This window comes from Agromyces rhizosphaerae (assembly GCF_027925245.1).
Taxonomy (GTDB): domain Bacteria; phylum Actinomycetota; class Actinomycetes; order Actinomycetales; family Microbacteriaceae; genus Agromyces; species Agromyces rhizosphaerae.
On the sequence record NZ_BSDP01000001.1, the window covers coordinates 559,674 to 578,052 of the forward strand.

Consider the following 18,379-nt stretch of genomic DNA (forward strand, 5'->3'; position numbering starts at 1 on the left):
GGGGCGAACGGATGCCGCGGGCCGGCCCGCACCGCCGCGCGCGATCGACCGCGTCAGCGCGACTGCACGCGATGCAGCTCGGCGTACCTGCCGCCCCGCGCGAGCAGCTCGTCGTGCGCACCGACCTCCACGATGCGCCCGCGCTCGAGCACGACGATCCGGTCGGCCGACCGGATCGTCGACAGCCGGTGCGCCACGACCAGGGTCGTGCGCCCGGTCATGAGCCGCCCGAGCGCGACCTGGATCTTCGCCTCCGACTCCGGGTCGAGCGCGCTCGTCGCCTCGTCGAGCAGCAGCACGCGCGGGTCGCGCACGAGCGCACGGGCGATCGAGAGCCGCTGGCGCTGGCCGCCCGAGAGCCTGGCACCCCGCTCGCCCACGACCGTGTCCCACCCGTCGGGCAGCATCTCGACGATCTCGGCCGCGTTCGCGTCGCGCAGCGCCGCGCGGATCCGCTCGTCGTCGACCTCGCCCAGCCCGTAGGCGACGTTGTCGCGGATCGTGCCCTCGAACAGCACCGACTCCTGCGGCACGACCGACACCGACCGGCGGAACGTGCGCAGGTCGAGCTCCTCCATGTCCGCGCCGTCGAGCAGCACGCGCCCGCCGGTCGGCCGGAGGAAGCCGAGCACCACGTTGAGCAGCGTCGACTTGCCCGACCCCGACGAGCCCACGAAGGCCACGGTCTCCCCGGGCGCGATCGCGAGGTCGACGGCGTCGAGGGCCGGGGCATCCGCATCGGGGTACCGGAACGTGACGTGCTCGAGCTCGAGCGCGCCCGTGACGTCGTCGGCCGGGCGCTTGCCCTCGTTGCGCTCGAGGTCGGGCTCCTGCAGCACCTCGGCGATCGAGCGCACCGACTCGGTGCCGCGCGCGATGATCGGCAGCAGCATGAGCATGTTGGTCGCGGCGCCGGTGAGCAGCGTGAAGTACGACGAGAGCAGCACGACCTCGCCCGCCGAGATGGGCAGCCAGCCGGCGATCGAGATCCAGGCCGCGAGCACGAGGCAGGCCACGCCCAGCAGCTGCAGGCTCACCCACGAGATCGAGCCGAACTTCCCGTTGAGCACGTCGAGGCGGTAGCCCGCGCTGCGCACGCCCTCGGCACCGAGCGCGATTCGGCTCACCGCGGTCTGCTCGAGCCCGTGGGCGCGAGTGATCGGCAGCAGCGTCGCCATCTCGCCGACCCGGGCCGAGAAGCCCTCGACCTCGCGGCGGAACTCCTCGTTGCGCTGGAACGACCGTCGCTTCAGCATCTGGCGCAGCAGCACCGCGAGCGGGATCGTGAGCGCGTACACCGGCAGGAATGCGGGCACCGTGAGGGCCGTCATCGTGACCGCGCCGCCCAGCACCATGATCGCCGAGAGCAGCGGCTGCCCGACCTGCTGCAGCATGACCTCGACGTTCTCGGCGTCGCGCACGACCTTGGTCTGCACGATCGCGGAGTTCGACCGCGAATGGAAGCCGATCGAGAGCGCCTGCAGCCGGGCCGCCAGCGCGTTGCGCAGGTCGGCGCCGATCGAGCGCACCGAGCTCATGAACAGGCGGATGTAGATCACGTGGAAGGGGTAGTTCAGCAGCAGCAGTGCGACCGCGACCCCGGCCCAGACCGCGAGGGTCGACAGGGGGCCGCCGGCGACCACCACGTCGATGATCGCGGCGGTGATCACGGGCAGGAACCAGAGGGGCGTGTCCTTGATCGCGAACGACCCGACGGCGAGCAGCACGCGGCCGCGGTGCAGGTCGAGCAGGCGCAGGATGCTGCGGAGCGGATGCTGCCCGTCGACGGCCGCCCCCACCCCGGAATACGTTTTCTCGGTCATCGTCGGACCATCCTCGCACCTCGCCTGCGGCACCGCACGCGCAATAGTGTGGGCTCGTGACCGAGCCGCACCTCGTCCCGCCCGCCGATGCCGACTCCGTCGCGGCACTCGCCGCGAGGGGACTCCGGTACGCGCTCGTCGACACGTCCGACGCCGTCGCGTTCGCGCACTGGCTGGGTGCCGACGAGCGCGGATTCCACGCCCCGGCGCCCACCCCCGAGCGCACCGAGTCGGCGCGCGAGCGCGTCGGGTACCGCCGCACGACCGGCGTGTACGACGGCGCCGCCGCCGAGCCGGAGAGCCCGGTCGCGACCACCAGCTCCTGGGTCGCGCAGCTCACCGTGCCCGGCGGCCGCACGATGGACGCCTGGGCGGTGAGCTCGGTCACCGTCGCACCCACGCACCGCCGCCGCGGCATCGCCCGCGCGCTGCTCGAGGGCGAGCTGCGCACCGCCGTCGCCGCCGGCGTGCCGGCCGCGATCCTCACGGCGAGCGAGGCGACGATCTACGGCCGGTTCGGGTTCGCTCCCGCCGCCCCCGCAACCACCGTCTCGGTCGCGCGGCGACGGGTCGGCTGGGCCGGGCCGCCGCCCGCGGGCACCGTGCACTTCCGCTCCCCCGCGGCCCTGCGCGACGAGGTCGAGGAGATCGCCGGGCGGGCGCTGCTGCGCACCCCCGGCGAGGTCGACCGCTGGCCGGGCTTCTGGGACCGCATGCTCGGCCTCACCGACCCGACCAGCGAGCGCTCCCGCGGCATCCGCGCCGCGCGGTACGACGACGCCGACGGGCATCCGCGCGGCTTCGTCGCGTACTCGGTGCAGCGCACCGAGCCCGACCACGGCACGGTCGTCGTCGACCAGCTGCTCGCCGAGACCGACGAGGCGTACCGGGCGCTCTGGCGGTTCGTGCTCGAGCACGACTTCGTCGACGAGGTGCGCGCGACGCTGCGCAGCGTCGACGAGCCGCTGCGCTGGATGGTCTCCGACCCGCGCGCGATCACGACGAGCGAGTACGGCGACCACCTCTGGCTGCGCATCCTCGACGCGGCGGCAGTGCTCGAGGCGCGCACCTACTCGGCCCCGTCCCGCCTCGTGCTCCGCATCGACGACCCCCTCGGCTACGCGAGCGGCACGGTCGTGCTCGAGACGGATGCCGCGGGCCGCGCCTTCGTGCACGAGTCGGACGAGCCCGCGGGCATCCGCCTCGGCATCGAGGAGCTCGGCGCGATCGCACTCGGCGCGACCCGCCCGTCGGTGCTCGCGGCGGCCGGCCGCCTGGCGGGCGATGCCCACGCGATCCGCACCGCCGACCGGGTCTTCGCGGCCGACCGCATGCCTCACCTCGGCTTCTGGTTCTGAACGGCCGGCGATCTCGGTGCCAGCCCGCATTGACGATCCCTCATGATCGACTAGCGTGCAGACCGTACGTCATCCGACGTGCGCGGTGCGTTCCCCCTCCTCGTCCAGCACGCGACCCGGTCGCCACATCGCGATACCGATGCAGGAGCAGAAGGGCGACCATCATGCCTCACGCCAGGGCTCATTCGATCATGCCCACGAGCATTCCCCACTCCCGGAGCCACGAGGGCCGCTTCGGCCGGCTCTTCGGCCGCGGGTTCACCTCCTGGACGCCGCCCGGCGCCACCGACGCCGAGCGCGAGCAGGCCATCCACGACTACGTCGCGGCGAGCATGTCGGGCAGCACGCCCGCCGGCGTGCAGCCGCAGGACGACCCGAGCAACAGCGCGATCCCCGCCGGGTACACGTACTTCGGGCAGTTCGTCGACCACGACATCACGTTCGACCCGGTGTCGAGTCTCGGCAAGCACAACGACCCCGAGGGCCTGCAGAACTTCCGCAGCCCGCGGTTCGACCTCGACAGCCTCTACGGCCGCGGGCCGGACGACCAGCCGTACCTGTACGACCACGGCCGCAAGCTGCACGACGGGTTCGCCGGCTACCTCGCGACCGGGCTCGGCGCCAACATGGCGCACCCCGAACCCGACCTGCAGCGCAACGCCGAGGGCGTCGCGATGATCGGCGACCCGCGCAACGACGAGAACGTCATCGTCTCCCAGTTGCAGCTCGGCTTCGCGAAGCTGCACAACGCGATCCTCCACAAGCTCGAGGTCGCCGACGAGATCGTGGGGATGTCGGGCAAGCAGCTGTTCCTCGAGGCGCAGCGCCTCACCGTCTGGGCCTACCAGTACGTCGTGTGGAACGACTTCATCGCCCGGATCACCGAGCCGTCGGTCTTCCAGAAGGCGATCGAGTTCACCGACGAGGACGGCGCGGGGCCGTTCTACGGCGTGGAGTTCGGCCTGAAGGACGTCTACGACTGGTCGGTCACGCCGTACATGCCGGTGGAGTTCTCCGTCGCCGCGTACCGGTTCGGGCACTCGATGATCCGGGCCGAGTACCAGATGAACATCGTGCTCGGGTTCGGCCGCGACCACGCCCGGCCGATCTTCGCCACGCCCGGAGTGCCGCACCCGGAGGGCCCGCCCGACGACCTCGGCGGCTTCAAGCGGCTCCCGGCGAACTGCACCGTGCAGTGGGACTGGTTCTTCGACTTCCCGAGCTCGGTGCCGGGCGTCTTCCCGCAGCGGGCGCTGAAGATCGACCCCGAGCTGTCGGCGTCCGTGATGCACATCCCGGGTTCGGCCGGCGCGACCAAGCCGCTCGCCGAGCTGAACATCCGCCGCGGCTGGCGCATGGAACTGCCGCCGGCGACGGAGGTCGCGCACGCGCTGCACATCGACCCGCGCCCGGTCGGCGACCCCATGGAGGAGTCGCTCTGGATCTCGATCCTGCACGAGGCGAAGGAGCAGCAGGGCGGCGAGCGTCTCGGCGCCGTCGGCTCGACCATCGTCGCGGCCGTGTTCTCCGGACTCCTGCGCGGCGATCCGTTCTCGTACATCAACCGAGACCCGCACTGGACCCCGGCGCACGCCACGGTGGACGGCAATGCCATCTTCGAGCGGGCCTTCCCCGGCGAGCCGGACCGGCCGTGGTCGGTCTCCGACCTGCTGAAGACCGCGGGCATGCCGATCGACGCGGGCAACGACATCGAGTCGCTGATCGGCGCGAGCGCACCGCCGCTCCAGGCGCCGGACTCGCCCGCGTCGCTGATGCAGGAGCACTGAGGCGAGCGCGCTCGACGCGCTCCGCACGACACGCGGATGCCGCGGGGACGATCCTGTTCCCGCGGCATCCGCCGCGCTAGAGTCAGGGCAGTGAGAGGGGGGTCTCATGGGCGAGCTCCGCAGTGTCAACAAGGGGAAGGTCATCTGGCTGGCATCCGCCGGCGCGGTGGGCGGGTTCCTCTTCGGGTTCGACTCGTCGGTGATCAACGGCGCGGTCGAGCCGATCCAGGCGCAGTTCGGCCTGAACGCCACGACCACCGGCATCGCGGTCGCGAGCGCGCTGCTCGGCTGCGCGTTCGGCGCGTGGCTCGGCGGCCGCGTGGCCGACCGGTTCGGCCGCATCCCCTCGATGGTGCTCGCCGCGACGCTGTTCTTCATCTCGGCGCTCGGCTCCGGCATGGCGTTCGGCGTGTGGGACCTGATCGCCTGGCGCCTCATCGGCGGCGTCGGCGTCGGCATGGCCTCGGTCATCGCCCCCGCGTACATCGCCGAGATCTCCCCGGCCGCGGTGCGCGGCAGGCTCGCGTCGCTGCAACAGCTCGCCATCACCACGGGCATCTTCGCCGCGCTGCTCTCCGACGCGGTGTTCGCGGCGTTGGCCGGCGGCGCCGACCAGCCGTTCTGGCTGGGCGCCGAGGCCTGGCGCTGGATGTTCCTCGCCGAGGCCGTGCCGGCCGCGGCGTACGGCCTCATCGCCCTCACGCTGCTCGAGTCGCCGCGCTACCTGGTGCTGCAGAACCGCGAGCACGACGCGGTCGAGGTGCTGCTGAAGATCGGCGGCGAGAAGGCCCCCGAGGACGAGGTGCGCGCGATCCAGGAGGACCTCGAGCGCGACCGCAAGCTCGAGTCGTTCAGCACGCTGAAGGGCCATGCGTTCGGCCTGAAGCCGATCGTCTGGGTCGGCATCGCGCTGAGCGTGTTCCAGCAGTTCGTCGGCATCAACGTGATCTTCTACTACTCGAACACGCTCTGGCAGTCGGTCGGGTTCGACGAGAGCTCCTCGTTCGCCATCTCGGTGTTCACCTCGATCGTGAACATCGCGGTCACGATCGTCGCGATCTCGCTCATCGACAAGGTCGGCAGGCGCCCGCTGCTGCTCACCGGCTCGATCGGCATGACGGTCTCGCTCGGCACCATGGCGATCTGCTTCAGCCAGGCGACGATCGTCGACGGCGCGCCCGTGCTCGAGGGCGCCTTCGGCCCGATCGCCCTCGTCGCGGCGAACCTCTTCGTCATCTTCTTCGGCGTCTCGTGGGGCCCGGCCGTCTGGGTGCTGCTCGGCGAGATCTTCCCGAACTCGATCCGCGGCAAGGCGCTCGGGCTCGCGGCCGCGGCGCAGTGGATCGCGAACTTCCTCATCACGGTCAGCTTCCCGGCGCTGGCGGGGCTCTCGCTCGTGTTCACCTACGGCATGTACGCGGCGTTCGCGGCCCTGTCGTTCCTCTTCGTGCTGCGGTTCATCCCCGAGACGCGCGGGCGCTCGCTCGAGGAGTCGGGCCACCTGGAACGCCCCGTCGCCCGGTCGCGCGCGAAGTAGGGCGAGCGGATGCCGCCGGGCCGCGCCGCGCTCAGCGGCGCAGCTCGATCGCGCTGACGCCCGTGAATCCGAGCCACGCGCGGTCGTCCGACTCGACGACCGTGATGAGCACGTTGTCGCAGTTCGCGCAGCGGGCGACCACCCCCGCCGCCTCCGTGTAGAGCATGGCGCGGGCGAGCTCGGCGATCGTGCCGCAGCCGGCGCACCTGCCGCGCGCGGTGGTGATGTCGAACGCGAAGAACTTCGAGAGCTCGCCCGCGAGGGCGTTGCCGTCGAGATGGGTCATCAGGTGCCTCCGAATCGCTCCGTGCGGATGGCGCGAGGGTCGTGCCCGAGTTCGATCAGCCACGACGCCACGCGCTCGACGAACCCCGTCGAGCCGCACACGTACACGAGCGGCGCGTCGGCGGCGGGCACGACGCTCCGCTCGACCTCGTCGCGCGTGAGCCGCCCGACGTGACCGGTCCATCCGTCCGGCGCACGACGCGTGTACGCGTGGTCCAGGGCGAACGCGTCCGACGCCCGGGCGAGCTCGGCCAGCTCCGCTGCGAAGAACGCGTCCTCGGGCGTGCGCACCGACACCAGCATCCGCATCTGCGTCGGGTCGTGCGCCGCGCCGTGCGCCGACGCGATCGCCACGAGCGGCACGACGCCCGAGCCCCCGGCGATGAGCTGCACCGGTCGGGGGCCGTCGGCGGCCGCATCCGTCAGCCGCTCCCCCGGCTCGACCGGATGCCACACGAAGAAGCGCCCCAGCGGGCCGTGCACCTCGAACTCGTCGCCGGTGCGCACCTCGTCGACGAGGAACGGCGAGACCTCGCCGCCGGGCAGCCGGTCGATCGCGAGCACGACCCGCGTGCCGGGGCCGGACGAGGCGATGGAGTACGACCGGGTCGCGGTGTAGCCGTCGGCCGCGGTGAGCCGCACGTCGAGGTGCTGTCCGGCCGCGTTGCCCGGCCAGGTCGGCACGTCCAGCACGAGCCGGCGTGCGCTCGGCGTCTCGGGCGACGCCTCGACGACCGCGGCGACGTGCCAGCCCGAGCGCGGGACCGCGGCGATCACCAGTAGCGCTCCTCGCGCCACGGGTCGCCGTGGTTGTGGTACCCGTACTGCTCCCAGAATCCGGGCTGGTCGTCCTCCATGAGCACGAGGCCGCGCACCCACTTCGCGCTCTTCCAGAAGTACAGCTTCGGCACGAGCAGTCGCGCCGGCCCGCCGTGCTCGGGGTCGAGCGGCTCGCCGTCGTAGTCGATCGCGATCCACGCCTGGCCGTCGAGCACCTCCTCGAGCGGCAGGTTCGTCGTGTAGCCGCCATAGCTGTGCGCCATGACGTAGCCGGCGTCGGTCTCGACCTCCTCGAAGAGCGCGTCGAGCGGCACCCCTCGCCACGAGGTGCCCAGCTTCGACCAGTGCGTCACGCAGTGGATGTCGGTCTCGACGTCCTCGACGCCCGCGTCGAGCAGCGCCTGCCAGTCCCACCGGTGCTCGACGCCCGACTCGGTGCGGATCGTGAACTCCCACTCGTCGGTGTCGACCTCGGGCGTCGGCCCGGCCGAGAGCACCGGGAAGTCGCGCGCCAGCGTCTGCCCCGGCGGCAGCCGGTCGTCGCGCTCGCGCCCGCGCCCCGTGAAGCCCCTCGTGATGAACGACATCCGCGCTCCTCCCCGCTGTGAGCGACACTAGCCCCGCGCGGGCGCGCTGTCACCGGCCGAGCCGGGTCGCGCCGGTACCGTGGGGGCCATGATCACCGTCGAGGCGCATCTCGCCCGAGTGCTCGCCGCCGTCGAGCCGCTGACCCGCCGCGAGACGCTGCCATTGGCGGATGCCGCGGGGCGCACGCTCGCCGTCGACCTGGTGAGCCACCTCGACGTGCCGCCGTTCGACAACTCGGCGATGGACGGGTACGCGGTGCGGCGCGCCGACCTGCGCGGGGCGAGCCCGGAGGCCCCCGTGACGCTCGACGTCGTGGCCGACCTGCCGGCGGGCGCCGCCGAGGATCCCGCGATCCGACGCGGCCAGGCGGTGCGCATCATGACCGGCGCGCCCGTGCCGTCCGGCGCCGACGCGGTCGTCGCGGTCGAGGCGACCGACGGCGGCGTCGAGCGCGTGCGCATCGAGGTCGAGCCGCTCGCCGGGCGCCACATCCGGCGCGCGGGCGAGGACGCGCGACGGGGCACGGCCGTGCTCACGGCGGGCACCGTGCTCGCCCCGCGCCACCTCGCCGCGGCCGCCGCCGCGGGGCACGCGGTGCTCGACGTGGTCGCACGACCCCGGGTCGCGGTCGCAGCGACGGGCAGCGAGCTGGTCGAGCCGGGCGAGCCGCTCGCGCACGGCAGCATCCCCGACTCGAACTCGACGTTGCTCGCCGCACTCGTCGCCGACGCCGGCGCCGAGGTCGTCGCGGCCGCTCGCCTCCACGACGAGCCCGACGACGTGCGCGCGTGGCTCGATCGGCTCCCCGACTGCGACCTCGTGATCTGCTCGGGCGGCGTGAGCGTGGGCGACCACGACGTCGTGCGGGCGGTGCTCGGCACGACCGGCGAGGTCGTCTTCGAGCAGGTCGCGATGCAGCCCGGCCGGCCGCAGGCGTTCGGCGCCCTCGCGGACGGGACGCCCGTGTTCGGGCTGCCCGGCAATCCGGTCGCCGTGCACGTGTCGTTCGAGATGTTCGCGCGCCCGGCGATCCTGCGCCTGCTCGGGCGGCGCGCCCCGACGCCCGTGCCGCTCGTCGTGGGCGCGGGGTGGCGCTCGCCCGCCGGACGCGTGCAGGTCATGCCGGTCGCGGTCACGACCCAGGTCGCGTCGCTCGTCGCGGTGCCCGCCTACCCGGGCGGATCCGCATCGCACCTCGTCACCGGCCTCGCCGCTGCGGACGGCTTCGCCGTGGTGCCCGCCGACGTCACCGAGGTCGCCGTCGGACAGACCGTGCCGGTCCTCCTCGCCGCACGCTGACGCATCCCCCGAGTCGTCATGAAGTGTCGCCTCGGCCGGCCTCGAAGCGACACTTCATGACGACTCGCGAAAGCGACGGCATGGACGTTCGTGCACCGTAAGACGCACGGGCGCCGCCCCGGGGCATCCGCCCATAGGCTGGAGCGCATGACCCAGATCGCGCTCGGCCTGCCGCGGGTGCGCCGCGACCCGGGGGCGATGCCCTCGCTCGACGGCCGCCCCGAGACCGGCGCGCTCGTCGACCGGTACGGACGCGTGGCGCAGGACCTGCGCATCTCCATCACGTCGGCCTGCTCGCTGCGCTGCACGTACTGCATGCCCGCCGAGGGGCTGCCGGTCATCCCGCGGGACGAGCTGCTGTCGGCCGAGGAGATCGCCCGGCTCGTCGGGCTCGCGGTGCGCGACCTGGGCGTGCGCGAGGTGCGCTTCACCGGCGGCGAGCCGCTCACGCGCCCCGACCTCGTCGAGATCGTCCGGCGCTCCGCCGAGGCCGCGCCCGGCACGCCCCTCGCGCTCACGACCAACGGCATCGGGCTCGATCGCAAGGCGCGGCCGCTCGTCGCGGCGGGGCTCAGCCGCGTGAACGTCTCCCTCGACACGCTCGACCGCGAGCACTTCACCCGCCTCACCCGGCGCGACCGCCTGCCGGCGGTGCTCGCCGGCATCGACGCCGCCCACCGCGCCGGGCTGGGCCCGATCAAGATGAACGCCGTGCTCATGCGCGAGACGCTGCACGACGCCCCCGACCTGCTCGCCTGGGCCCTCGACCACGGCTGCCGGCTGCGCTTCATCGAGCAGATGCCGCTCGACGCCGACGAGGCGTGGCAGCGCGCGAACATGGTCGACGCGCGCGAGCTGCTCGACGTGCTCGGCACGCGCTTCGCGCTCACCCCCGTCGGCCGCGACGACCCCGCCGCGCCGGCCGAGGAGTGGCTGGTCGACGACGGCCCGGCGACCGTCGGCGTGATCGCGTCGGTCACCCGGCCGTTCTGCGGCGCGTGCGACCGCACCCGGCTCACGGCCGAGGGCTCCGTGCGCTCGTGCCTGTTCGGCGACGACGAGACCGACCTGCGCGGGCTGCTGCGCTCGGGCGCCGATGACGCGACGATCGCCCGGTACTGGCGCGGCGCGATGTGGGGCAAGAAGGCGGGGCATGGCATCGACGACCCGTCGTTCGTGCGGCCCGTGCGCACGATGGGGGGCATCGGTGGCTGAGACGTTCGCGAGCGGGTCGGCCGGCCCCGGGGCATCCGTCGCCCTCGGCACCGTGACCGTGCGCTACTTCGCGGCCGCGATCGAGGCGGCCGGCCGCGAGGAGGAGCAGCTCGCGGGTTGCGCCACCGTCGGCGAGCTGCGCGACGCGCTCGTCGAGCGCTACGGCCCCGCGATGGCGCGCGTGGTCGCGAACGGCTCGTTCCTCGTCGACGGCGTCGTGAGCCGCGACCCGGCCACCCCGCTCGCCGGCACGGTGGACGTGCTGCCGCCGTTCGCCGGCGGATAGTTCCGCGCCGCGCGGGCGCATAATCGGAGGGTGACCTCCCCCCGCACCCGCTGGATCGGCCTCGTCGTCATCAGCGTCGCCGTCGCCCTCATCATCGTCGACTCGACCATCGTGAACGTGGCGATCCCTTCGATCGTCGACGAGCTCGCACTCACGTCGACGCAGGTGCAGTGGGTGCAGGAGAGCTACACGCTCGTGTTCGCTGCGCTGCTGCTCGTCTTCGGCACGCTCGCCGACCGGTTCGGCAGGCGACGGATGCTCCTGATCGGCATCACCATCTTCGCGCTGTCGTCGGTCGTGGCGGCGCTCGCGCCGACGGGCGAGGCGCTGATCGCCTCGCGCGTGGTGCAGGGCGTGGGCGGTGCGATGATCCTGCCGACGACGCTGTCGATCATCAACTCGACCTTCCGCGGGCGCGACCGCGGCATCGCCTTCGCTGTCTGGGGCTCGACCATCGGCGGCATGGCGGCCGTCGGCCCGCTGCTCGGCGGGTGGCTGACGACGGACTTCTCCTGGCGCTGGGCGTTCGGCATCAACGTGCCGCTCGGCGTGCTCGTCGTGATCGGCGCACTGCTGTTCGTGCTCGAGTCGCGGGCCGAGCACCCGGTGAAGGTCGACCTCGTCGGGGCGGCGCTGTCCGTCGTGGCATCCGCCAGCCTCGTCTTCGGGCTCATCGAGGGCCGCAGCTACGGCTGGTGGGTCGCCCGGCCCGACCTCGCCTTCGGCGACTGGGCGTGGCCGTTCGCGATCTCGCCGATCCCGATCGCGTTCGCCGTCTCGGCGGCGGGCATCGCGGGGTTCATCGCCTGGGGGCTGCACCGGCAGCGCATCGGGCGCAGCACCATGCTCGACTTCTCGCTGTTCCGCATCCCGTCGTTCCGCAACGGCAACATCGCCGCCCTGCTCGTGTCGCTCGGCGAGTTCGGCATCATCCTCTCGCTGCCGCTCTGGCTGCAGAACGTGCTCGGCTACGACGCGCTGCAGACCGGCTGGGTCATCGTCGCGCTCGCGGCCGGCTCGTTCGTCGCCAGCGGCGCCGCGGGTTCCACGAGCGGCCGCATCGCGCCGGTCTGGGTCGTGCGCGCCGGCATCGGCTCGGAGATCATCGGCCTGCTGCTCATCGCCTGGGTCATCTCGGTCGACACCCCGTGGTGGCAGATCGTGATCGGCCTGTTCGTCTACGGCTTCGGCGTGGGCCTCGCGACGGCGCAGCTCACGGGCGTGATCCTCGTCGACGTGCCCGTCTCGCGCAGCGGGCAGGCCTCGGGCACGCAGTCGACGTCGCGCCAGGTCGGTTCGGCGCTCGGCATCGCGGTGCTCGGCACGGTGCTGTTCAGCTCGCTCGGCACCGAGATGGACTCGCGCCTGGGCGACCTGCCCGATGCCGAGCGGGAGCAGGTCGTCTCGCTCGTGGTCGACAGCGCCGGGTCGGCCATCCCGGCGCTTGACGCGCAGTCGCCCGAGGCGGCGGATGCGGCGCGCGAGGCCTTCAGCGACGCGACCCGCTGGTCGGCGCTGGCGGCTGCCGGGTTCCTCGCGGTCGGCCTCCTCGCCACGCTCTCGCTCGGCTCGGGCCGTGCGGCGCGCGACGACGAGCCCGACACGCTCGAGTCCGCCGACCGCCCGGCCTGAGCCGCGAGCGGGTTGTGCACAGCCCACAGCGGGGTTGTGCACAAGCCACGGGACCGGGGCGGCCGCGAAGCTAGGCTCATCGGCCATGGGCACCGTGTCCGTCGTCATCCCCTCGTTCAACGATGCGCAGATGCTCTCGCAGTGCCTCGCCGATCTCGCCGCGCAGACGCGCGCACCCGACGAGGTGGTCGTCGTCGACAACGGGTCGACCGACGACACCGCCGCGGTCGCCATCGCCGCGGGCGCGCGCGTGGTGCGCGAGCCCCGCAAGGGCGTGCTGCGGGCCACCGCCGCCGGCTTCGACGCGGCGCGCGGCGACGTCATCGGCCGGCTCGACGCAGACTCGCGGCCGGCGCGCGACTGGGTGGCGCGCCTGGAGGCCCGGTTCGACGCCGACGTGACGATGGGCGCCCTCACCGGCACCGGCGTCTTCTACGGCTGCGGGCCCGTGCTGCGCACGCTGGCCGGATTCGTCTACCTCGGCGGCTACTTCTGGTTCATGGGCATGATCATCGGGCGCACCCCGCTGTTCGGCTCCAACTTCGCGATGCGGCGCGAGGTGTGGGCCGCCACGCGCCACCGCATCCACCTCGAGGACCCGCGCGCTCACGACGACCTCGACATCAGCTTCGCGCTCGGCCCCGACGTGGGCGTCGACTACGACCCGGACCTCCATGTCGGGGTGTCGGCCCGGCCGTTCGAGAGCGGAGCGGGCCTCCGCCGCCGCGCCGCCTGGGCGTTCCACGGCATCGCCGTGAACTGGTCGGAGATCGGCTGGTGGACCCGGACGCGCACGTGCCGCGCCGCCCGACGGGACCGTCGCGCCGCCCAGCGCCTCGCTGCCGTGCGGCACCTGCCCTCGGGGTCGGACCAGGGCCTCGCCGCCTGACCGGCCTCAGCGAGGCAGGAAGGCGAGCATCGCCTCGGTGAGCTGGTGCGGCGCCGTCTCGCACGGACTGTGCCCGGTCGCGAGCTCGACGTACGTCGCCCCCATGCTGCGCGCGAACGCCTCGTGTGCGCCGTCCCGCCAGACGTCGTGGGCGCCGACCGCCACGAGCACGGGCAGGCCCGAGGCCCGCAGGTCGAGCGCCGCGTCGGGGATGCGCTGCATCAGCGCGAGGATGTCGCCCACGCTCGACGCCCGGGTCTGCCGGAACCGATCGGCCACGAACCGCGCGCGATCGGCGGGTGCCCGGTTCACGTTGAGCCGCAGCGCCGCGATGAACACCGGGCCGAGCGATCGCGCCGGCACGAACGGGCTCAGCGGCCCGAGCACCTTGAACCCGCGCAGCGCCCGCCCCGCGAGCGGCGGTGCGGACAGCAGCGTGAGGCTGGCGAACAGGTCGGGACGCCGCAACGCGGCATCCGCCGCCACCGTTCCCGCGTACGAGTAGCCGAGCACGTGCGCCGGCGCCGCACCGGTCTCGAGCACGGCGACCAGGTCGTCGACGAAGAGCTGCAGCGAGTAGCGCCGCTCCGGCGGATCGAGGTGTTCCGGGCCCGCCTCCCCCGACTCGTACTGCCCCGCCATGTCGAACGCCTCCACCCGGTAGCCGGCGTCCGCGAGCAGCGGCATCATCAGGAGGAAGTCCTCCTTCGACCCGGTCATGCCGGGCACGAGCACGACGCGCTCCCCTGTGGCGGGGCCGATCGCGATGCGGGCGAGCCTGCCGCTCGGCGCCACGACCGCGTCACGCTCGAACTCCGGCGGCACGTGCGCCCAGTCGATCGGCCCGAGCGCCGCATCACGACGCGCCGCATCGCTCCCGGTGCCCGGGACGAGGTCGTCGGCGATCGCATTCACTTCCCGGAGGGTACCCCCGGCCGGGCAGGCGCCGCCGCGCGCGCCCGCAGCGATGTGGACGGCGACGGCTCCAGGGGCATCCGCCCGCCCGCTCAGAGTGCGGCGAGCGCCTGGCGGATGTGGCGATCGCCGTACATCTCGTAGCCGACGACGCTGATCCACGGGGCGACCGTGAGCACGAGGATCGGCCACGCGATCGAGACGCCCGTCACGGCGAGCAGCACGGCGCCCGGCACCGCGGGCCGGAGCACGAGGGAGGATGATGGAGGCGTGACGAGCAATCCGTTCGAGTCCAGGCCGTGGCTGGCGGCGTACGCCGAGGGCGTGCCGCCCGAGATCGAGTCGCCGACGCAGACGCTGCCGGAGATGCTCGCGGCGAGCGTCGAAGCGCACGGGAAGCGGCCGGCGCTGGAGTTCTTCGGTGCGGTCACCACCTACCGCGAGCTCGGGGAGCAGGTCGCACGCGCCGCCGAGGGACTGCGCCGGCTCGGCGTGACGGCCGGCGACCGCGTCGCCATCGTGCTGCCGAACTGCCCGCAGCACGTCGTCGCGTTCTACGCCGCGCTGCGACTCGGGGCGATCGTGATCGAGCACAACCCGCTCTACACCGCCCGCGAACTGCGGCACCAGTTCGAGGACCACGGCGCGCGCGTCGCGATCGTCTGGGACAAGACCGTCGACACCATCGCCGCGTTCCCGTCCGATCTCCGGATCGAGCACGTCGTCAGCGTCGACCTCACGAAGGCGATGCCGCTGCGCACGCGCCTGGCGCTGCGCCTGCCGATCCCGAAGGCACGGGCGGCGCGCGCCAAGCTGACCGGGCGGCCCCAGGGGCATCCGCTCGCCTGGAAGAAGTTGGTCGACCACCGGCGCGTCTCCCGCCGCGTGCCCGGCCCGAGGATCGACGACACCGCGCTGCTGCAGTACACGAGCGGCACGACCGGCACGCCCAAGGGCGCGATCCTCACCCACTCCGCGCTGCGGGCGAACGCCATGCAGGGCGTCGCCTGGGTGCCCGGGCTCGAGATCGGCGGCGAGACGTTCTACGGCGTGCTGCCGCTGTTCCACGCCTACGGCATGACCCTGTGCCTCACGACCGCGATGAGCATCGGTGCGAAGCTCGTGCTCTTCCCCACCTTCGACGTCGGGCTCGTGACCACAGCCGCCGCGAAGAGCCCGCCGACGTTCCTGCCCGCGGTGCCGCCGATCTACGACCGGCTCGCCGAGGCGGCCTCGCGGGGCGACGTCGACCTGTCGGGCATCCGCTTCGCGATCTCGGGGGCGATGGGCCTGCCCGCCGAGACCATCCGGCGCTGGGAGGAGGTCACCGGGGGGCTCCTGGTCGAGGGCTACGGCATGACCGAGACCTCGCCGCTCGCCATCGGCAACCCGATGGGGCCGACCAGGCGACCGGGCACCGTGGGCGTGCCGTTCCCGAGCACCGACATCCGCATCGTCGACCCCGACGACACGTCCGCCGACCGCCGGCTCGGCGAACCGGGCGAGCTGCTGATCCGCGGGCCTCAGGTGTTCGACGGGTACTGGCGGCGCCCGGTCGAGACCGCCGCCGCGCTGCTGCCCGGCGGTTGGCTGCGCACGGGCGACATCGCGACCGCCGACGCCGACGGGTTCGTCACGATCGTCGACCGCATCAAGGAGCTCATCATCACCGGCGGCTTCAACGTCTCGCCCACGGAGGTGGAGATCGCGCTCGAGGCGCACCCCGACGTCGTCGCGTCGGCCGCCGTCGGGCTGCCGAGCTCCCGCGGCGGCGAGGAGGTCGTCGCCGCCGTCGTGCTGCGCGAGGGCGCGTGGCTCGACGCCGATGCGCTGCGCGACCACTGCCGCGAGCTGCTCGCCGCCTACAAGGTGCCTCGCCGCATCGTCGAACTCGACGACCTGCCGCGCTCGCTGATCGGCAAGGTGCTGCGGGCGCGCGTGCGGGAGCAGCTGCTGGCCGGGTGAGCCCGGCCAGGCTCGCCGCGTACGCTGGCAGCGTGGTCGACGCGGTCTCGCCTCCGTTCATCGGCGCCGACGCGGTGCGCGGGGCGCTCTCGATGCGCGGCGCGATCGACGCGATCGCCCGGGCGCTGCCGCTGGTCGACGCCGACGCGCAGCCGGCCCGCGTCGCGGCGCCCCTCAGCCGCGGCCAGTTCCTGCTCATGCCGAGCGAGCTCGGTGCGGTGGCCGGATGCAAGGTGCTGACCGTCGCCGGCCCCGAACGCGCGCCCGAGGCGACGGAGCGCATCCAGGGCGTCATGCTGCTGTTCGACTCCCGCACGCTCGCGCCGCGGGCGATCGTCGACGGCGCGGCGCTCACGTCGCTGCGCACGCCCGCGGTGTCGGCGGCGATCGCCGACCTCGTGACGCCGTCGGATGCCTCGACGCTGGCCGTGTTCGGGACCGGCCCGCAGGCGCGTGCGCACGTCGAGGCGATGCGCGCGATCCGGCCGATCGATCGGGCCTTCGTCGTCGCCCGCACCCGCGAGCGCGCCGCCACTGCCACGGCCGACTGGGTGTTCGACGACGTCGAGGTATGCCCCGCCGATTCCGGCATCGTCGCCGAGGCCGACCTCATCGTCTGCGCGACCACCGCCGCCGAGCCCGTGCTCGCCTCCCCCGACGTGCCCGCGCACGCCACCGTCGTGGCGATCGGCTCGCATGAACCCCACCGGCGCGAGCTGCCCGCCGATCTCCTCGGCCGCAGCCACGTCGTGGTCGAGGGGCGCCAGGTCGCCGCGACCGAGGCCGGCGACGTGATCCTCGCGATCGCCGACGGCGCGCTCGACGAGGCGCGCCTGCTCACCGCCCGCGACCTCGCGACCGGCGCCGCGACCGTCGACTTCGACCGGCCGCGGGTGGTGAAGACCTGCGGGATGGCCTGGCAGGACGTGGTGGTCGCCGCGGCGGTCGCCGAGCGAGCCGGCGCACCCACGGGAGGCACCTCCGCATGACGCTCACCATCACGACCGAGGACTGGCACACCGCTGGCGAGCCGTTCCGCATCGTCACGTCGGTCGACACCGACGGCGCGACCGTCGCCGAGCGCCGTGCGAACGCGATGACCGGCGAGCCCGACCGGGTGCGGCGCTTCCTCTGCCTCGAGCCGCGCGGCCACGACGACATGTACGGCGGGTTCGTCACGCAGCCCGACGACGAGGGCGCCGACTTCGGCGTGCTGTTCTGGCACAAGGACGGCTTCTCGACCGCGTGCGGCCACGGCACGATGGCGCTCGGGGCGTGGGCCGTGGCCACGGGCCGGGTCGCGGCGCCCGACGACGGCGAGGCGGTCGTCACGATCGACGTGCCGAGCGGTCGCGTGCAGGCGCGCGTGCAGCGGGAGGCGGGACGCACGACCGCCGTGGTGTTCCGCAATGTGCCGTCGCGCGTGCTGCAGCGAGGCATCCGCCTCGACACCTCTCGCGGCACCGTCGACGTCGACCTCGCCTACGGCGGCGCGGTCTACGCGAGCGTGCCGGCCGGCGCGCTGGGCCTCGAAGTGCGGCGAGCGGATGCCCCTGAGCTGATCCGCCTCGGACGCGAGATCAAGTGGTCCCTGAACGACCACCCCGCCGCAGTGCTCGACGACGCGCGCCTCTCGGGCGTGTACGGCACGATCCTGCACGACGACCTCGGCCGCGCCGACGACGGGCCGTGGCAGCGCAACGTGACGATCTTCGCGGACGGCGAGGTCGACCGCTCGCCGTGCGGCTCGGGCACCGCGGCGCGCGTCGCCCTGCTCGCCGACTCCGGCGAACTCGCCGACGGGGAGTGGCTCACGCACGACTCGATCGTCGGCACGCGATTCCGCGCCCGCGTGGCGGAGACCGTCGCCGACGGCGTGATCCCCGAGGTAACGGGCAACGCCCACCCCGTCGGCACCTGCACCTTCACCGAGGCGCAGGGCGACCCGCTGCCGCTCGGATTCAGCCTGCGCTGACGCGCGACGACGGCCGCTCCGGGTCGGTGTCAGAACGCTGCCACG

The 18,379-nt window shown here is 73.4% G+C and carries 17 protein-coding genes; 11 read left to right on the forward strand and 6 right to left on the reverse strand.

Going from position 1 to position 18,379, the window contains the following annotated elements:
* Positions 1-53: 53 nt before the first annotated feature.
* Positions 54-1,823 carry an ABC transporter ATP-binding protein gene (locus QMG39_RS02610; RefSeq protein ID WP_281882273.1) on the reverse strand — a complete coding sequence of 590 codons (1,770 nt, stop codon included), beginning with the start codon at positions 1,821-1,823 and terminating at the stop codon, positions 54-56.
* A gap of 56 nt (positions 1,824-1,879) precedes the next feature.
* Here QMG39_RS02610 and QMG39_RS02615 point away from each other — a divergent pair, with 56 nt between their 5' ends.
* The 3 genes from QMG39_RS02615 to QMG39_RS02625 all read left to right on the forward strand — a co-directional run bounded on the left by QMG39_RS02615 (position 1,880) and on the right by QMG39_RS02625 (position 6,505).
* A complete protein-coding gene (locus QMG39_RS02615) occupies positions 1,880-3,181 on the forward strand; it encodes a GNAT family N-acetyltransferase (protein WP_281882274.1) in 1,302 nt (433 codons plus the stop codon).
* Between the two features lie 191 nt (positions 3,182-3,372).
* Complete coding sequence (locus tag QMG39_RS02620) at positions 3,373-4,968, forward strand: peroxidase family protein (protein ID WP_281882275.1); 1,596 nt, start codon at positions 3,373-3,375, stop codon at positions 4,966-4,968.
* 106 nt (positions 4,969-5,074) lie between these two features.
* On the forward strand, positions 5,075-6,505 hold the full coding sequence (locus QMG39_RS02625) for a sugar porter family MFS transporter (protein WP_281882276.1): 1,431 nt from the start codon (positions 5,075-5,077) through the stop codon (positions 6,503-6,505).
* A gap of 31 nt (positions 6,506-6,536) precedes the next feature.
* Here QMG39_RS02625 and QMG39_RS02630 read toward each other — a convergent pair whose 3' ends face one another.
* Genes QMG39_RS02630 through QMG39_RS02640 form a run of 3 tightly spaced genes read right to left on the reverse strand, consistent with a single transcriptional unit; the run spans position 6,537 to position 8,157 of the window.
* Complete coding sequence (locus QMG39_RS02630; RefSeq protein WP_281882277.1) at positions 6,537-6,791, reverse strand: DUF6510 family protein; 255 nt, start codon at positions 6,789-6,791, stop codon at positions 6,537-6,539.
* Positions 6,791-7,567, reverse strand: coding sequence for an FAD-binding oxidoreductase (locus QMG39_RS02635; protein ID WP_309298771.1), 777 nt, complete (start codon positions 7,565-7,567; stop codon positions 6,791-6,793). The genes QMG39_RS02630 and QMG39_RS02635 overlap by 1 nt, the downstream gene beginning before the upstream one ends.
* Positions 7,564-8,157, reverse strand: coding sequence for a sulfite oxidase-like oxidoreductase (locus QMG39_RS02640; protein WP_281882278.1), 594 nt, complete (start codon positions 8,155-8,157; stop codon positions 7,564-7,566). The genes QMG39_RS02635 and QMG39_RS02640 overlap by 4 nt, the downstream gene beginning before the upstream one ends.
* Before the next feature lie 88 nt (positions 8,158-8,245).
* On the opposite strand from QMG39_RS02640, the gene QMG39_RS02645 reads away from it, so the two are divergent.
* The 5 genes from QMG39_RS02645 to QMG39_RS02665 all read left to right on the forward strand — a co-directional run bounded on the left by QMG39_RS02645 (position 8,246) and on the right by QMG39_RS02665 (position 13,479).
* The gene (locus QMG39_RS02645) at positions 8,246-9,457 is read left to right on the forward strand and encodes a molybdopterin molybdotransferase MoeA (RefSeq protein ID WP_281882279.1); all 1,212 of its coding nucleotides are present in this window, start codon (positions 8,246-8,248) and stop codon (positions 9,455-9,457) included.
* A 147-nt stretch (positions 9,458-9,604) separates the two neighbouring features.
* Positions 9,605-10,672 carry a GTP 3',8-cyclase MoaA gene (gene moaA, locus QMG39_RS02650; protein ID WP_281882280.1) on the forward strand — a complete coding sequence of 356 codons (1,068 nt, stop codon included), beginning with the start codon at positions 9,605-9,607 and terminating at the stop codon, positions 10,670-10,672.
* Positions 10,665-10,958 (forward strand): MoaD/ThiS family protein, encoded by a 294-nt coding sequence (locus tag QMG39_RS02655; protein ID WP_281882281.1) that lies wholly within the window; start codon positions 10,665-10,667, stop codon positions 10,956-10,958. Before moaA ends, QMG39_RS02655 begins: the two co-directional genes overlap by 8 nt.
* Positions 10,959-10,988: 30 nt before the next feature.
* Positions 10,989-12,590, forward strand: coding sequence for a DHA2 family efflux MFS transporter permease subunit (locus QMG39_RS02660; protein ID WP_281882282.1), 1,602 nt, complete (start codon positions 10,989-10,991; stop codon positions 12,588-12,590).
* A gap of 85 nt (positions 12,591-12,675) precedes the next feature.
* Entirely contained in the window at positions 12,676-13,479 is an 804-nt protein-coding gene (locus tag QMG39_RS02665) for a glycosyltransferase family 2 protein (protein WP_281882283.1), read from the forward strand.
* Positions 13,480-13,485: 6 nt separating this feature from the next.
* Here the strand turns inward: QMG39_RS02665 and QMG39_RS02670 are convergent, their stop codons facing one another.
* Complete coding sequence (locus tag QMG39_RS02670; RefSeq protein WP_281882284.1) at positions 13,486-14,394, reverse strand: alpha/beta fold hydrolase; 909 nt, start codon at positions 14,392-14,394, stop codon at positions 13,486-13,488.
* A gap of 92 nt (positions 14,395-14,486) precedes the next feature.
* A complete protein-coding gene (locus QMG39_RS02675) occupies positions 14,487-14,645 on the reverse strand; it encodes a hypothetical protein (protein ID WP_281882285.1) in 159 nt (52 codons plus the stop codon).
* Positions 14,646-14,664: 19 nt separating this feature from the next.
* On the opposite strand from QMG39_RS02675, the gene QMG39_RS02680 reads away from it, so the two are divergent.
* The 3 genes from QMG39_RS02680 to QMG39_RS02690 are packed head-to-tail and all read left to right on the forward strand — an operon-like array spanning position 14,665 to position 18,334.
* On the forward strand, positions 14,665-16,359 hold the full coding sequence (locus tag QMG39_RS02680; protein WP_281882286.1) for a long-chain-fatty-acid--CoA ligase: 1,695 nt from the start codon (positions 14,665-14,667) through the stop codon (positions 16,357-16,359).
* A 32-nt stretch (positions 16,360-16,391) separates the two neighbouring features.
* Positions 16,392-17,348, forward strand: a complete 957-nt coding sequence (locus QMG39_RS02685) for an ornithine cyclodeaminase family protein (protein ID WP_281882287.1) — start codon at positions 16,392-16,394, stop codon at positions 17,346-17,348.
* Positions 17,345-18,334, forward strand: a complete 990-nt coding sequence (locus tag QMG39_RS02690) for a proline racemase family protein (protein WP_281882288.1) — start codon at positions 17,345-17,347, stop codon at positions 18,332-18,334. Before QMG39_RS02685 ends, QMG39_RS02690 begins: the two co-directional genes overlap by 4 nt.
* The last annotated feature ends 45 nt before the right edge of the window (positions 18,335-18,379 follow it).

Coding starts and splice junctions, on each gene's coding strand:
- QMG39_RS02610 (WP_281882273.1), bottom strand. CDS start 1,823: ATGACCGAGAAAACGTATTCCGGGGTGGGGGCGGCCGTCGACGGGCAG.
- QMG39_RS02620 (WP_281882275.1), top strand. CDS start 3,373: ATGCCCACGAGCATTCCCCACTCCCGGAGCCACGAGGGCCGCTTCGGC.
- QMG39_RS02625 (WP_281882276.1), top strand. CDS start 5,075: ATGGGCGAGCTCCGCAGTGTCAACAAGGGGAAGGTCATCTGGCTGGCA.
- QMG39_RS02630 (WP_281882277.1), bottom strand. CDS start 6,791: ATGACCCATCTCGACGGCAACGCCCTCGCGGGCGAGCTCTCGAAGTTC.
- QMG39_RS02640 (WP_281882278.1), bottom strand. CDS start 8,157: ATGTCGTTCATCACGAGGGGCTTCACGGGGCGCGGGCGCGAGCGCGAC.
- QMG39_RS02645 (WP_281882279.1), top strand. CDS start 8,246: ATGATCACCGTCGAGGCGCATCTCGCCCGAGTGCTCGCCGCCGTCGAG.
- moaA (WP_281882280.1), top strand. CDS start 9,605: ATGACCCAGATCGCGCTCGGCCTGCCGCGGGTGCGCCGCGACCCGGGG.
- QMG39_RS02665 (WP_281882283.1), top strand. CDS start 12,676: ATGGGCACCGTGTCCGTCGTCATCCCCTCGTTCAACGATGCGCAGATG.
- QMG39_RS02690 (WP_281882288.1), top strand. CDS start 17,345: ATGACGCTCACCATCACGACCGAGGACTGGCACACCGCTGGCGAGCCG.